This window comes from Asticcacaulis tiandongensis, assembly GCF_006475605.1.
Classification (GTDB): Bacteria; Pseudomonadota; Alphaproteobacteria; order Caulobacterales; family Caulobacteraceae; genus Asticcacaulis; species Asticcacaulis tiandongensis.
Genome location: NZ_ML636837.1, coordinates 1 through 14,455, shown reverse-complemented (window position 1 = coordinate 14,455; position 14,455 = coordinate 1). Strand labels below are relative to the sequence as shown.

At 55.6% G+C, this 14,455-nt stretch carries 14 protein-coding genes; 3 read left to right on the top strand and 11 right to left on the bottom strand.

The window, feature by feature from the left end:
• Positions 1–23: 23 nt before the first annotated feature.
• The 7 genes from E5201_RS00070 to ppk2 all read right to left on the bottom strand — a co-directional run bounded on the left by E5201_RS00070 (position 24) and on the right by ppk2 (position 5,865).
• The gene (locus tag E5201_RS00070) at positions 24–1,526 is read right to left on the bottom strand and encodes a phospholipid carrier-dependent glycosyltransferase (RefSeq protein WP_219993528.1); all 1,503 of its coding nucleotides are present in this window, start codon (positions 1,524–1,526) and stop codon (positions 24–26) included.
• Between the two features lie 116 nt (positions 1,527–1,642).
• Positions 1,643–1,987, bottom strand: coding sequence for a VOC family protein (locus tag E5201_RS00065; protein WP_140983963.1), 345 nt, complete (start codon positions 1,985–1,987; stop codon positions 1,643–1,645).
• A complete protein-coding gene (locus tag E5201_RS00060; RefSeq protein WP_140983962.1) occupies positions 1,984–2,634 on the bottom strand; it encodes a class I SAM-dependent methyltransferase in 651 nt (216 codons plus the stop codon). Before E5201_RS00060 ends, E5201_RS00065 begins: the two co-directional genes overlap by 4 nt.
• Positions 2,624–3,424, bottom strand: coding sequence for a DUF3298 and DUF4163 domain-containing protein (locus tag E5201_RS00055; RefSeq protein ID WP_140983961.1), 801 nt, complete (start codon positions 3,422–3,424; stop codon positions 2,624–2,626). The genes E5201_RS00060 and E5201_RS00055 overlap by 11 nt, the downstream gene beginning before the upstream one ends.
• 2 nt (positions 3,425–3,426) lie before the next feature.
• Positions 3,427–4,353, bottom strand: coding sequence for a 4-hydroxybenzoate octaprenyltransferase (gene ubiA / locus E5201_RS00050; protein ID WP_140983960.1), 927 nt, complete (start codon positions 4,351–4,353; stop codon positions 3,427–3,429).
• Between the two features lie 57 nt (positions 4,354–4,410).
• Positions 4,411–4,974 carry a hypothetical protein gene (locus tag E5201_RS00045; protein WP_140983959.1) on the bottom strand — a complete coding sequence of 188 codons (564 nt, stop codon included), beginning with the start codon at positions 4,972–4,974 and terminating at the stop codon, positions 4,411–4,413.
• Positions 4,975–5,100: 126 nt separating this feature from the next.
• Positions 5,101–5,865, bottom strand: a complete 765-nt coding sequence (gene ppk2, locus E5201_RS00040; RefSeq protein WP_140984580.1) for a polyphosphate kinase 2 — start codon at positions 5,863–5,865, stop codon at positions 5,101–5,103.
• Between the two features lie 324 nt (positions 5,866–6,189).
• Between ppk2 and E5201_RS00035 the strand changes: the two genes are divergently transcribed.
• Positions 6,190–6,984 (top strand): hypothetical protein, encoded by a 795-nt coding sequence (locus tag E5201_RS00035; protein WP_140983958.1) that lies wholly within the window; start codon positions 6,190–6,192, stop codon positions 6,982–6,984.
• Between the two features lie 64 nt (positions 6,985–7,048).
• On the opposite strand, the gene E5201_RS00030 is transcribed toward E5201_RS00035, so the two are convergent.
• The 4 genes from E5201_RS00030 to hfaA all read right to left on the bottom strand — a co-directional run bounded on the left by E5201_RS00030 (position 7,049) and on the right by hfaA (position 12,673).
• The gene (locus E5201_RS00030; RefSeq protein WP_246050332.1) at positions 7,049–9,931 is read right to left on the bottom strand and encodes a M16 family metallopeptidase; all 2,883 of its coding nucleotides are present in this window, start codon (positions 9,929–9,931) and stop codon (positions 7,049–7,051) included.
• A 78-nt stretch (positions 9,932–10,009) separates the two neighbouring features.
• Complete coding sequence (gene hfaD / locus E5201_RS00025; RefSeq protein WP_140983956.1) at positions 10,010–11,263, bottom strand: holdfast anchor protein HfaD; 1,254 nt, start codon at positions 11,261–11,263, stop codon at positions 10,010–10,012.
• Positions 11,181–12,233 carry a holdfast anchoring protein HfaB gene (gene hfaB, locus E5201_RS00020; RefSeq protein WP_140983955.1) on the bottom strand — a complete coding sequence of 351 codons (1,053 nt, stop codon included), beginning with the start codon at positions 12,231–12,233 and terminating at the stop codon, positions 11,181–11,183. Before hfaB ends, hfaD begins: the two co-directional genes overlap by 83 nt.
• The gene (gene hfaA / locus E5201_RS00015; protein ID WP_140983954.1) at positions 12,227–12,673 is read right to left on the bottom strand and encodes a holdfast anchoring protein HfaA; all 447 of its coding nucleotides are present in this window, start codon (positions 12,671–12,673) and stop codon (positions 12,227–12,229) included. The genes hfaB and hfaA overlap by 7 nt, the downstream gene beginning before the upstream one ends.
• Positions 12,674–12,878: 205 nt before the next feature.
• On the opposite strand from hfaA, the gene E5201_RS00010 reads away from it, so the two are divergent.
• Together E5201_RS00010 and E5201_RS00005 are read left to right on the top strand one after the other, a co-directional pair.
• Positions 12,879–13,514, top strand: coding sequence for a rhomboid family intramembrane serine protease (locus E5201_RS00010; protein ID WP_181404488.1), 636 nt, complete (start codon positions 12,879–12,881; stop codon positions 13,512–13,514).
• A 79-nt stretch (positions 13,515–13,593) separates the two neighbouring features.
• On the top strand, positions 13,594–14,025 hold the full coding sequence (locus E5201_RS00005) for a CBS domain-containing protein (protein ID WP_140983952.1): 432 nt from the start codon (positions 13,594–13,596) through the stop codon (positions 14,023–14,025).
• Positions 14,026–14,455: the final 430 nt, after the last annotated feature.

Sequence of the window (14,455 nt, the reverse complement as noted above, 5' to 3'; positions counted from 1 at the left end):
GCGGGGAGGGGGACCGCAATCCGTCAGGATTGGGGTGGTGGGGTATTTGGCTTAGCTATCGGCTGACAGATCACAATCCTGAACGGGATGTTCTTCGCCTCGCACTCGGCGCGGGTCAGCGGGTAATGATAGGTCAGGGGGCTTAGCCACAAAAAGCAAAGCCCTATGCCGACACACAGGCCACCGAGGACGTAATCCTTCTGCTTTTCGAGCACGACAAACCGCCCCTTAAGCACCTGCCAGATCAGCGGCAACAGCATATAGCTTAAGATCAGGCCGGTAAAATAATGATAGATATACATGACCCGCTGGGTGCCCAGCCAGATATGCAGCCCCATAAAGATGAGATACATCCCAAAGACGGCGGCCATCATGTCCATCTCGCGCGTCTCAAGCCAGGGGCGTGACCGATAAAACCTGAGGATCAGCAACACAGCCGCGCCCCCAAGCGCCAGCAAGCCCAGCGTCCAGCTTAAGATATTACCCACCATCTGCACATAGCTGGTCTGACCGCCGCCGGAATCCCAGCGGTAATTGATGATCTTTGACATCACCGGCCAGGCCGCCGGACGCGAGCCGTTTTTCTCCGTCTTTACGATGCCGGTGAAATCGTATTTCATATAGGCATAATAGCCCTTGGTGGCATCGATCATCACCGTGGCACTCAAGGGTTCACGCCCCTCAAGCCAGCCAATATAGGCCTCGCTCATATAGGCCTTGTCGCGTCTGCCGGACTCGGACGCAAAATCAGGCGCCTTTGGGTTGATCAGGGTATGGAGCGCAAACACCGCCACGGCCACGGCGGCAAAGGACGCAACCATCACCGCGCCTTTCATCAGGCCGTCAGCAATCACCTTTGGCAATGACTTGCCCGCCCTGAGTATGTCCCTCAGCACCGTAAGTCCGGGCAGCACCAGCAGCACCAGTGTATTGACCTTGACCATGAACGACAGGCCGATCAGCACCCCAAACAGGGCCACAGACTTAAGCCCGTCATGCCTTTTGTCGTCAAAGGCCCTGAGCCACACCAGAATCCCCGCCAGCGCAAAGGTAATCTGAAACGGATCAAGATGCGCCGCCCGAAAATGCACAATGAAGGCGTTTTCAAAAACATATAACAGACTGAAAATAAACGCCGAAAAGGCCTCACGCGTCAGGGTCAGGCAGATAAGATAAAACAGCACCGCACCGGCTACCCCGAACAGCGCCCCCATCAGGCGGATACCGGCAAAGCTGTAGCCTTTGGGGATTTCGCGCGTGTCTATCTTCTTGACCCGTGCGACCTCATGGGCATCTATATGTTTATTATCATTGAGAATTGCCCGTCCCGTGACCATCAGCATGAAGCCCAGCGGCGGGTGCGAGGCATATTGCGCCGTCTGTTCCTCATAGCGCTGGGCGGCGGTGACGTAATAGCTTTCGTCCCAGAACGCCTTGTTGGGATCATTGAGATCGCGCATGAAATTAAACAGCGCCAGTACCAGCACCAGCGCGCCCAAACCCCAGCGCAGGGTGCGATCAGTCATAAACGGTTTGAGACGCATATTTAACTGTGTGATCAGGCGTTCGGACATAGGGCCGTAAAATTGAGGATATGAAAATTATCCTCTTATGGCCTGATCGCCCTGCCGGTCAAAGTGAATTATTTATCACTCCAGACCCCAAGCTCATTGCCGGACGGGTCAGAAAACTGAAAGCGCCGCCCGCCGGGAAAGTCAAAAATATCCTGCGTCAGGATGCCACCGGCCTTAATCACGGCCTCACGGCTTTGCTCAAGGTTGTCGCTATACAGGATCACCAGCGGTTTGGGTGTCGCGTGCGTCACATCGGCGTCAAACCCGCCATCCAGACCCGCCCCACTAAGGGCGGTATAGGTCGGGCCATAATCAACAAAGCCCCAGCCAAAGGCCTGAGCGTAAAATTCACGCACCGGCCCCAGATCACCGGCAGGCCATTCGATATAGTCAATCTTGTGGTGTTTACTCATATCAGGCTCCAGATGCTGACCGTTTTTGTGGGGCTGTCCTCAATCGTGGTCTGGGTGGCGACCTCATAGTGCGCTTCACGCCTTAAGCCTTCACGCGGCAGATAGCTACGGTGCGGGTCACCCAGAAAGATGGCAATATGCTTATCGTGTGCACGGCGTAAAAATGTCAGCATGGCGGAGCTCATGCCTTTTTCGTAGAAGATATCACCGGCCAGTATGACATCGACCTCAGGAATATCATCTGACAGCCGATCAGAGCCGTCAAAGCGTAACGTCACGCCGTTCAGTTCGGCATTGAGCGCACAGGCCGCCTCCGTGAACGGATCAATATCATTGACCGTAACCTCGGCTGCGCCACACTTGGCCGCAACAATGCCGACCAACCCTGACCCACAGGCCAGATCAAGCACGCGCTTACCTCTAACAATATGCGGATGGTCCTGAATATAAAGCCCAAGACCCTGACCGCCAGCCCAGGCAAAGGCCCAGAAGGGCGGCGGCAGATTATGGGCCTCAAGCTCTGCTTCGGTCATCTGCCACAGGCCGGTGACCTCATGCGCCTGATAGAGCCGGATATCGGCCAGAGCCGGTACCGGCAAGGCCTCGGTATGATGACGAATAAAGGTCTCGCGCCTATCAGCCCGCATTATCTTTGGCCACTGGCGGCACGGCCTCACCGGCGAAATTGGCGCGATAATCAGGCGCAATCACTTCACGCAGCAGGTTTTGCGGGATGCGGATCTGATAGGCACCTTCGGCATAGGGGCCAACATCATAAGGAGCGTAAAGCGCTTCGACCGCCCCGAATTTATCGGCTATTGTTGACGGGATCAGGATGATCCGGCTTTCAAGCAATTTCGGGCAAGGAAAGCCAGAGGGGTTCTGACGTGTCGGGGTTTCGTTGCGGCGCGACCGTTCGACCTCAATCTGCGTACAGAGATAGGTATCTACCGCCCTGAAATCGGCATTGGGAACGAACAGGGCCGCGGAGTCGAGCGGCTGATTGTCCGTCTTGTTCCACAAAATGGTCTGGAAGTTCATATTGCCATGCGCGCCGCCACTAAACTCCATATGCTCGGCATAGAAGGAGGCCAGTTGCGGGCTTTCACCGCTTAGGTGCCAGACGGTCGTGCGGAAATAGGGCGGTGAGTCAAAGCCTTCGCTCTTAAGGTCGGCGCGGGTCTTGGTGGCATTCTCAACGAAGGCCTTAAGCTCGGTTTCGGTTTCGCTATAAAGGGTTTCATGCAGGGCCGGAAAGCGTCGGAAATCCACAGGCAGGGTCAGGCTGACCTCGGCATTTTCATCCCCGTGACTATAGCTCAGGGGCAGGGTGCTTGTTGCCGCGGCTTCGTCTTTTGGCTTTGAGCAGGAAACGACACCGGTCACTAAAAGACCGGTCGCCATCAGCGTAGATATAAGTTTAGGGGCGATGCGCATGGTTATACTCCCTGATGACCCAGAATAATGGCTATGGCCCAGATCAGGCCGGTAAGGCCACTGGCCTTGAAACGTTTCAGCGCACCGGCTCCATCGCCTGTATCCAGTGTCGCCACCAGACGCCACAGATGCACCGCTACACCCGCAAGCCCAATATAGAACAGGGGCGACAGGCCGCCGAGATAGGCGCTTAATCCGGTAAGGGCGACGGCAATGGCATAACAGATGCCGACCCCAAGATGCACCTTGTCCCCCATAATACGGGCGCTGGACTTAACACCGATCAGGGCGTCATCCTCACGATCCTGCAAGGCGTAGATGGTGTCATAACCGATGGTCCAGAAGATAAGACCGCTGTAAAATATCATGGCGGCGACCGTGATATGTCCGGTAATCGCCGCATAGCCCATGGGAAAGCCCCAGTTAAAGGTCAGGCCAAGCCAGGCCTGCGGCCACCAGGTGATGCGCTTCATAAACGGATAGGCGGCCACTAATCCCAACGACGCGAACCCGAGCCAGATAGCCGTGGTGCCTAACTGAATGAGGATCAGGAAACTGATAAGCGAACAGGCGACAATAAAGGCGGCGGCCTGTTTAATGCTAATCTGACCGGACGGAATCGGCCTCAGGCGCGTGCGCGCGACCTTAAGGTCAATATCGCGGTCAACAATATCATTATAGGCGCATCCGGCGGCGCGCATCAGGGCGGCCCCGATCAGGAACAGCACCAGCTTATAGGCCAGCTCCCATGACGGTGTCGTTGCACCATAAAGCAGCCCCATCATACCCGGCAAAAACAGGAGCCAGATACCGGCAGGACGATCAAAGCGCCCCAGCCGCAGCCACGGGCGCACAGAGGCGGGCGCATAGGCGTCGACCCAGTTCTTTCGGGCCGCATCAGGTAAGGACAGGGGATCGGATTCGCTCATAATGCCTTGATGAACCGGCCCGTATCAAAAGTCGAGTAGGATCAGGTCTTTTTGGAATCAGGCGCGTTTTAACTGCCGGATCTGTGCCGCCGGTACAATGCGCGCGAAGGGTGTCAGGCCAAACAGCGTATATTCCATACCGGTTTCGAGACGATCCCCGCGACGCGGTTTGCGCAGCAGCAGGTCTTCGTCAGGCGTCACGACATAGAGGCCTTCGACCGCATAGACCAGCACACGGCTGTCGCCGCGTCTGATGCCTTCTGACCATAGTTTTAGCTGATCATAATAGGGTTCGCGTCGCCAGTGGTTCGGGCGCTGAGGATCCACATCGACACACAGGCTGTTGCCTTCGGCCTCAAAGCGCATGACAAAACCGGCGGTATCCGGTCGCCACAGACCGTTCAGGTCATCATGCTTGAGCCACAGGCACTTAAAATCCTGACAGCTTTCGGGATGCAGGCCCCAAATGCCGCATCCGCCATCAGACTTTGAATGCTGACAGGTCTGGCCTGCCTTCTTGCCCATGTCGGGGGTGTCGTACACCGTGCAGCACAGATTGCATTCACCGCACACTTTCAATGCGGCCCTTGAACGGGGGGAATGCAGGGGGGCTTCGGTCATCACGGTAAACTTAACTCGGAACCTTTTGTTCATCGCCCGCTGTTCTCAGCAGGACACAGTCGCGCCATGATGGTTAAACAGAGTCAAGAAAGCGTTACCAAACAAGGTTAACGTCCATTAAACCCTCTATTTGAACAGGGTTTTATTACCGGCAATGACCTCGTCATAACTGAAGACCACCTCAGGGTCAGGTGGTTCCGGCGTCTGGCTGTAGGCCGGGCAGCCAATGGCCGTCAGGATGTGCCGGATGATATTTTCCCGCGCCTTTTTCTTGTTGTTGGTCTTAACGCAGTACCAGGCCCCTTCATCATGGTGCGACCGCGCCAGCATGACATCGCGGGCCTTGGAATAATCCGCCCATTTATCCTGCGCCACCTTATCGAGATCGGACACCTTAAGGCGCTTCAGCGGATCGGAACGCCGCGCCTCCAGACGCGCCTTCTGCTCATCCTTTGAGATATCGAGCCAGAACTTGATCAGGGTGATATCGGAATCGTGCAGCATGGTCTCAAACGGCCTGACATCGCGCAGAAAGATCTCCTGCTCATGGGCGCTTGAAAATCCCATGACCCGCTCGACACCGGCGCGATTATACCATGACCGGTTAAACAGGGCCCATTCACCTGACGCCGGCAGGTGCGCGACATAGCGCTGAAACCACCATTGGCTCTTTTCATGATCAGACGGTTTCGGCAGGGCAACGACACGGGTCTGGCGTATGGACAGAGGCTCAATGATCCGCTTGATGGCGCCGTCCTTACCGGCGGCATCTCGGCCTTCAAACACTATAATGATCTTCTTGCCTTCGGCCTGCGACCATATCTGGGCATCAACCAATGATACCTGAAGCTGCTCAAGCCGTTTCTGATGGGTGTCTTTTGTGTCTGTCATGACCCTGAGCATGACGCAGTCAGGCGGGCTGATCAAGAGACCGGCGCAAAGCCCGCGTCTCTGTGTCATCTTGGACCATCTTGGGGGGCGTCTTATCCCCCGGGGGGCACAAAAGGCCCGAAAATTGGCATTGAAAACGCGTAAAAAGTGAAAACTCTTTCGCATTTTACGTCTGAATTTAAGGAAACGACAAGTTTAGCAGGATAAGTTGACGGGGATTAGTCCGGTACGGTTCTTGCTAAGATCGTCCGGATAGGGATGTCCACAGATGCGTTTGCACTGATTTGGAACATCTGACGGATTTGGACTTTTATGGAGCGTCATATGCGCGTGAAGCCTTTTAGTTTTTTTGCCGCTCTGGCAGTCGTGGCCATCATTGGCGGCGCAGGGGTGGCTCAGGCTCAGTGTTCAAACGGTTGTGCGCCTCCGCCTCCGCCATCACCACCGGTGCATCCGGGTGGGCCGAACATGCCGGGCTGCGGTGGCGGTAAATGCGGTGGCAATGTCAACGTCAATGTCAACGTGAACGTCCGCGCCAATGCCAATGCACACGCAGGTCCCGGTTCCTATAACGGTTCCGGTTCCGGCGCGGTCTATTATGGCGGCGGCTATGGCAACTGGTCACAGGCGCAAGGCATCCCGTCCAGCATGGGCCTGAATGTACAGGGCGCGGAAGAGCGCGGCTTTGAATCCTACGAAGCCTCACGCATCGTGACCCGCGAAGTGCTGCTTCAGGCATCCTGTATTGACGATAAGGGTGTGCCGCATCCGGCCTCACAGGTCTTTGGTGGCCGTGACGTCAATGGCAACTATACCGGCGAAGTCTATCGCTGCATTGCCGGTACACGCCTGCAATATATTGCCGATGGCAAGAGCTATGACTGCGCCAAAAACGATGCCCTTTGGCACGAAGGCGGTCGTCTGGAATGCCGCCGTCAGAAGTCGGCCCGCGCCTGTAATGAGCGCTCGCTGCTGCGTAAATTCGGCGCAGGCACTAAGCTTCTGACACTGACGACCACCGAGAGCTATATGGCGCAACGCGAGATCGTCAAACAATCCTCAGCCTCCTATTCGTCGAACATGGTGTTTGACGGTGGGGTCGGTGGCTTCGTCCAGTAAGCGCAAAAAACCTTAGTCTAAACAAAACCCCCGCTTCGTTTCCGAGGCGGGGGTTTTGTTTTGCCTATTCTGCCTTTTCAGCGGGTTTCACCTGAATGCGCAGCAGGCGGTCAGACTGTAGCCACTTTTGGGCGACGGCCTGAATCTCGGCAGGCGTCACCTGCTCAAGCCGTTGTTTGCGCTCACGGATATTATCGAGGCGACGCGGATCAGACTGAATGCCGCTTAAGGCCCCGAGCCAGTAGCCATTGGTCTTGATCTGAACCTCCTGACGATCAAGCACCGGCTTGCGGGCGCGCAGCAGGTCGTCATCGCTGATCGGTCTGGCTTTCAGGTCTTCGGCAATGGCGACCACGGAATCGTAAAAGGTCTGGTCCATATCGGGTTTGACCGTGGCCGAAGCGGTGATGTAACCAAAGTCCTTAAAGGTGCCGGACAGGCTGGCGCTTGAGGTTGAGCCATAGGCCGCACCTTGTTTTTCACGGATTTCCTCGGTCAGATGTAAGGTCAGAACCGCTGACAAAAGCTCCGTGGCATAGCTTTCGGGGATGTTGGCGTAAAAATCCGTTGCGGGCCAGACCAGCAGACTCAGGTTCTGATCGTCACGGCCCTGATGGGTCAGTACCTGATGCAGTCCGTCACGCGGGAAGCGCACATCCGCAGACATGTCCTTTGTGGCGGGTGCAGGACGCGGAGGCAGGGCGGCAAAGGTGTCACCCAGTTGTGCCTTGACCGCTTCGGGGGTGATGTCACCGACTATTGTAATCTCAAGGGGAGCACCGGTGAATATGCCGCTAACCAGTGTTTTCAGGGTCTGATTTTCAAGCGCCAGAACCTCTGAGGGTTCCGGCATTCCGAAGCGTTTATCCCCGCCATGCAAAATGACACTGCCGTAACGACTGAAGACGCCATTAGGGGTGGTCGACAGGCTGGCATAATAGTCAGGCAGCAGGCCTTTGATGCGTTCAAACGCTGACGGACGGAAGGCGGCATCGGTCAGGAAAGCCGCCATATACTGAAGCTGAAGGGCAAAATCGTTAGGCGTAGTGGTACCCGAAAGGGTCGTGGCATCATTACCTATGTTAAAGCTGGTGCCGTAGATATGGCCCGACAGGCTTTCGCGGATTTCTTCGGCCTCAAGCTGCCCCAGACCGCCATCGGTTATGCCCGTCCAGTTGGCGGCGGTGATGGGGGCGGCATCGGCTGTGCCGAAATCACGAACGCCCTTACCCAAACGTACCGAAACCAGAATTTCGTTATCCTTGAAGTCCGTGGGTTTGATATTGACGCGGACGCCATTGGCGTAGCTGAGTTGGGTGACCCCTAAATCGGCCAGCTGGGTTTCGCTCACCAGAGCCGAGCCTTGTCCGAAATCGGTATAGGGCCAGGCCTTTTTCTCAACGGCTATCGGCGCCTCAAGGGCCAGGCTGCGCACCGCATTGAAACTGGCGATCATGGCGGGCTTGTCAAAGCCTTTCAGGTCGTCTGCCGTATGGGTAATCATAGGGCCATCGCCGGCAAACAGCGTTTTGGCACGGCCATTGACCGCATCGCGCGTCAGTTTGGGACGCAACTGTTTATATAATGCCAGCGCCTGAGAGGGCGAATTATAGACGCTGCGATCCTCAAGGCCACCGGTCAGGCCGCTGACAATGCTGCCTGTATTGCGGGTGTTTTCCCCCTTGGCCGCAGCCTCGTAACTGGCGTCCCAGTTACTCAGAACCCGTTCAATTTCTGCGTCAGTCACGCCGAAGGCTTCAAACTGGCGCAAGGTCGTGAAGGCCTGTTCAAAGGATTCACGGTCACGGCCGGGCTTCGGAATAACCGCCAGTGACACGCTGTCGGCGGTGTGCGGCAGGCCGGATTGACCTGCGCCAGCCGAAATAAATTCGGCGGTATCACTGGTGGCCAGTCGCTCAAGGCGTTGATTGAGAATGCTTAGGGTGAGATTGTCGAGCAGGGTTTCCTCAAGCACTGACTGGGTTTCATAGCGATCATCAAACGGTTTGAACCAGTTGATCTGAATGGATTTTCGCAAACCCGCTTCGGTATAGCTGTGTGCCGTCAGGGGCAGAGGCGTATAGGGGCCGAAATCCGTATCCTGAAGCGGACGGTCGGAACGCGCCTCAAGATCGGTGAAGCGGTCTTTGATCTTGGCTTCGATTTCATCAGGATTGATGTCTCCAGCCACAATCAGGGTGGTCAGCTCAGGCCGGTAAAAGTCATTATAATAGTCGACGAAGGCTTGAGCTGGTGCGGTGCGGATGGTGTCCACCGAGCCGATCGGCAGTCGTTTCGACAGGCGCTGGTTCGGGAAAGCGGTCTTGATGAAATCGACATAGGCTCTGAGCGGTGGCGTATCGCGCACACGTTCTTCGCCCAGAACCACACCGCGCTCCTTATCAATGGCGGCAATATCCATGTTCAGATTGCCCGCCGTTTCACGCATCAGGAACAGGGCGGTATCGACGATTTCCGCGTCATTTTTCGGTAGGTCGAGCATATAGACCGTCTCGCCGAAAGACGTATAGGCATTGGTGTCCGGCCCGAACTGTAGACCATGACGCTCGAGGATTTTCACCATCTCGCCTTCGGGCACATTCTTTGAGCCGTTAAAGGCCATGTGCTCGACAAAGTGGGCCAGACCGAGTTGCTGATCGGATTCCTGCAACGAACCGGCGGCAACACGCAAACGCACGGACACCACGCCTGGCGGTGTTTTGTTGGGATAGATGATATAGGTAAAACCGTTCGGCAGGCGACCGAAACGGGTGGCCGGATCCGGCGCTATGTCGCTATGGTCATGGGGGAACTCAATCCCGCCCTTGGGCGCGGCAACCAATGTGGATTTCGCAGGAGGGGCGCTATAAGCGCTTACGGGCGTCAGGGCCGTTGAGGCCATTGCAAAGCTTATAAGGGTACAAACAAACAGTTTGCGCGAAAACATAAGGGCCGCCTCCATTAAATATGGACGCGACCCTTACAAAGTTTTGTGTCTGAATAAAGTTAAATCTCAGACAGGCTGTTAGCGGTTGCCCGTAACATAATAGGTGGCCGAATTGCCGACTGCGCGGGCAGTGGAGACAATCGAGCGTCCCGAGTTTACACTAACGTCTGCGGTTGCGTTGACGCCTGCGGTATTGGTCTGACGGTTGGTGACCGTCATGTCCGCGCGGCAGTCGCCGCAGGCATAGCCCGTGGCTGAGTTGCCCACGGCATCGGCGGTGACGTAGGTGTCATAACCGCTGCCCTGACTTTCGAACGAAGCCAGGACATCGATAGGGCCGGAATTGAACTGGTTGTTGTCGATATTAAGATAGATATCGCCATTACCTGCGGACATAGTGTTGCCGACGCCATAGGCCTGTGAATGGGCTTCGCCATACTGATAGGCGGTCATGACGCTGGTGGATTGCACCTGACCTTCATTGGTCTGGGCCGTTTCGGTAACCAGAGACCCTCCGGTATTATAGAGGCTCACACTATTGCCGGTGGCCGCAGACTGATTGGCGACGTGCCAGGAGTTGCCCAGATTGGCCGAGACATAAGCTTCGGTGCGACCGGTTACGTCTTGCGTCACTACATGTTCCTGCGATCCGCGATCATCGCTATTGGATGTGTAGTTGTTGCTGGTTGCGCTGGCCGTATAGAGATTAGGCGACGGCGAATAGCGCAGCACAACACCTGTGCGGGCGCGGGTTTCAGCGTTTGATGTCTGAACGGCTGTGCTTTCCAGACGACCCTGATCGACCTGATAGGCCTGATGGTTGGCGATGGCCAGTGTGTTGACTTCGCCGCTGCGGTAAATCGAATTATTATCCGAATTGATCTGCGTGCCGGCGTGAACAGTGGCCGTGTCAACGGTCTGTTGTGTATCCGTCACGGCATTGCCCTGCCAGGCCGTATGCGCCCCATAGTTACCCGTTGTCTGGGTCGTGACATGCACACCGGTGCCCAGAGAGCTGCGGTAATCCTCAGGCGCGGCTGTGCCATTAATGACCGTGCGGGCACTGGCATTGCCTTCAAGGGTCTGACGCGAGGTGACGGTGGCGTCGACAAAGCTATTGCCGCCACTCACCGTATTGCCATGCGCCGTCGTCAGGGCTTGCGTCAGGCCATTGTTCTCGACGACATCCAACTGGTTATTGGCGAAGATATCGCCGGATTCCAACTGAACGTTGTCGATAACGACCTGACTAGTAGCGGCTGTTGCGCTCAGAAGAACCGGAGCGGCTACGAGTATTGTGCCAACGGTTAGGATCTTCGCGCGTGCCAGCATTGTTCTGCTCCAGATTATCATAGGCGGGCGTCAGAGCGCCGGTGCGACCAATGGTCGGGTCATCGTAATTAAGGAAGTCGTTATCGGCGCTCAGGCAGACTTCGGGGCCGGAAGCACCATAGAGATTGGCCATGAACTCAAGGGTGGCGCGTTCAATAAGGGCGCGTACCGCCAATTGCATCGGCTCAAGGCCGCCTTCACCGGCAGAGATGTCGAAGATGTTGCCGTTAAAGAAGTCAAATACACCGGCCTTGATTTCGCGGCCAATAATCTGCTTCTGATAGGAAATGACGTCCACAACCTCAAGCGTGCGGGTATCGACCAGACGCAGGTCAAGGGCAACGTTCATCACATAAAGACGACCGTTGAAAATGCCCTTGGTGTCACGCGGATCGGCATCGCCGACATAGGCATCAATGCCGCTTGAGCGGATATTGTAGTTCAGTTCGGTAATGCCGCCGACGATATGGAAATCGGAACCGGCAATCTGACCGGCCATGATGCGGCGATAATCACCGGCCTCAAGCGGGTTGGCCATAGGGGCATCGGTAATCAGCTTATTGTTGGCATATTTCAGCTCAAGCTCGGAGACCGAAGTGTCGAAACGCTCGACCTGACGAGCACCGGACTTGGCCAGTGCGGTCATGGCCATCAGGGATGCACCCTGCGTGATCTTGCGACCACCTTCATATTCGACCTTACCCGTATAGTCAGAAATCCGACCAACGGCCATACGCGGCGAGGCCAGACGGTGCTGACGGGCGTAGGTGCCAAGGCAGACCAGTGCGTCAGAATAGGCCGTCGGGTTGGCAGTTACCGGCGCATTGCCGATAGGACGGGCATAGAGGCCGCTTGGGCCAGCCGTTGGTGACACACAGGCGCTTAAGGTCATGGCACCGGCAGCCAGGGCAATCAGGCTCAGGCCTGTGCGGGTGCGGGCAAAAGATTTTCTTGTCTTGGGGGTTACCATGCTAGGCTTCCTGTAATATCCGTTTCAGCACCGGCAGTCGCGGTCTGGTTCTTGTTGGTCGCGGTGATGTCACCGTTATTAATCTGTGTGGAGTCGATGATCACGGTGTTGTAGTTGCCTTGAACCACGACCGAGAGATAGTTACCGATCGCCGTGGCCCCGCCGAGCGCACCTGCGCCGGAATAGGAATCGCCCGCCCCATAGGTGCGCGATTGGGAATAAACACTATTGTCCGAACCCGTCACAATCACACCGTCAAGCATCAGACGATTGCCGTTGGCATCGCGCGTGGATGGGTTGATGGCGCGTTCTTCCGCGCCACGTGCGCGGCCATAACCGGTCTCAAAACCTGCCGATGCCGTCGACATCGACTGGGCCTGTACACCGGATCCGATCATTACCCCCATGAGGGCGATGGCCGAAATTTTACCAAAAGACATGGAACACTCCTGTCGGGGGCAGTCCCCTTCGCTTGAAAGGGGAAAGCAATAAGAGTGCCAATCTCGTGCGGAACCTTAAAAATTAGGTATATTTTTCAGGAAAAAGTGGCATGCGGGCTTAAAATTCAGTCCTTTAAGGTTAAATGTGGTCTATATGCCGCTACGAATATCGGCCAGAGAGCGAAAATCCGTAATGAATCACCCTGTGAAAGAGCCTATTTTTACCGCGCCCTGGCCAGCCATGACGCTGATCGGGCTCATTTTGGGGCTCTATGCGCTGCAATCCACTTTTGGCACAGATGAGCATCTGGTCTATCTGTTCGGCCTTAATCCGGCGCAGCTCTCTGTGCCAACCTCATACAATCTGGTGACGTCGCTGTTTCTGCACGGTAACTGGGGGCACGCGCTGCTTAACGGGTTCTTCGCACTGGCCTTCGCCAGCGGTGTGGCACGCGCTTTTGGTACGGGACCTTCGGGCGCCGCCTCATTCTTTATATATTATATAGTCTGTGGGATAGCGGCGGGCCTGATGTACTGTGCGGTCTATCCGGATCGTTATGTCTATCTGATTGGGGCTTCCGGTGCTGTGTCCGGCCTGATGGGGGCGGCTATCCGTCTTGGGCGCGGCTACCTCCTGCCATTAACGCATCCACGTGTGGTAGGTATGACACTGGCCTGGGGGCTTATCAATATATTGTCGGCCTTTGTGGTTATAACGCCGGGCAGCGGGCCTATTGCCTGGGAAGCGCATATTTTCGGCTATGTCTTCGGTCTTCTGACCATAGGCATCTGGCTTAAACTCTTTCACAAATCGTTCTTTCACGCAGATTTGACATTTTAGTCAAATTAGTGCTTGTCAGTCTGCTCCCTGTGGGTAATTCTGCCTCTCTTGTTGTATAGCGCTATGGGAGAGGGTGGCTATGCTGATAAATCAATTGCTGAACGCCAAGGGTCATCAGGTCTTTACCGCGACGCCCGATGAAACAGTGTCTTCTATAACGGCACTTCTATATGCGCGTAAGGTCGGTGCCTTTGTTGTGGCGGATCGGCTTGGGCGCGTGGTTGGCATTGTATCGGAGCGCGACGTCATTAGAGCGCTCGCACAATATGGTGCCAGCGCCCTTGAGCGTCCCGTGCAGGAAATTATGACTAAGGACGTTATTGTCGCCTCTCTGGGTGAAACCGTGGATTCCTTATTGGAGCGTATGACGGATCGTCGTATCCGCCATCTTCCGGTTATGGAGGGTCAGCGTCTGGCTGGTATCGTCTCTATTGGTGATCTCGTTAAGGCCAAGATCGCACAGGCAGAACATGAGGCCCATACACTCAAGCAATATATAGCGGCGGGTTAGCCTGTCTGGCTTATTTGGACTTCTTGTGGACTGAATCGGGGAAGTGATTTTCTTTGATTGACTCTGAGTTGGGTGGGGCGTAGTTACGCCGCTCTGGCGGAGACGGTGCCTTTGAGGTGTTGGATCTGGCGGGGTTAAGTTTCTGGTTTTGGTGTTGAAAAACATTTTTAAAATAAGGACTTGACTGAGAATTTGGAGCGGTTATAAGCGCCGCTCTTCGCTAAAAAGGCTCTGAGGCAACGACGAGAATTGAGGCGATCTGGTTTAGAAGTTTTTTATAAAACGGCTTGACTGGAAAAAAATAGCGGTTATATACGCCGCTCCTTCTGACAGCTTAGGATAAGTTGTTCGCCGGGTCGGCTAGGCTGGTCTGGTTGTTTGGGTCTTTGACATTGTGAGATTGGAAAGGGAAACGCAGGCGGCGGTAGTC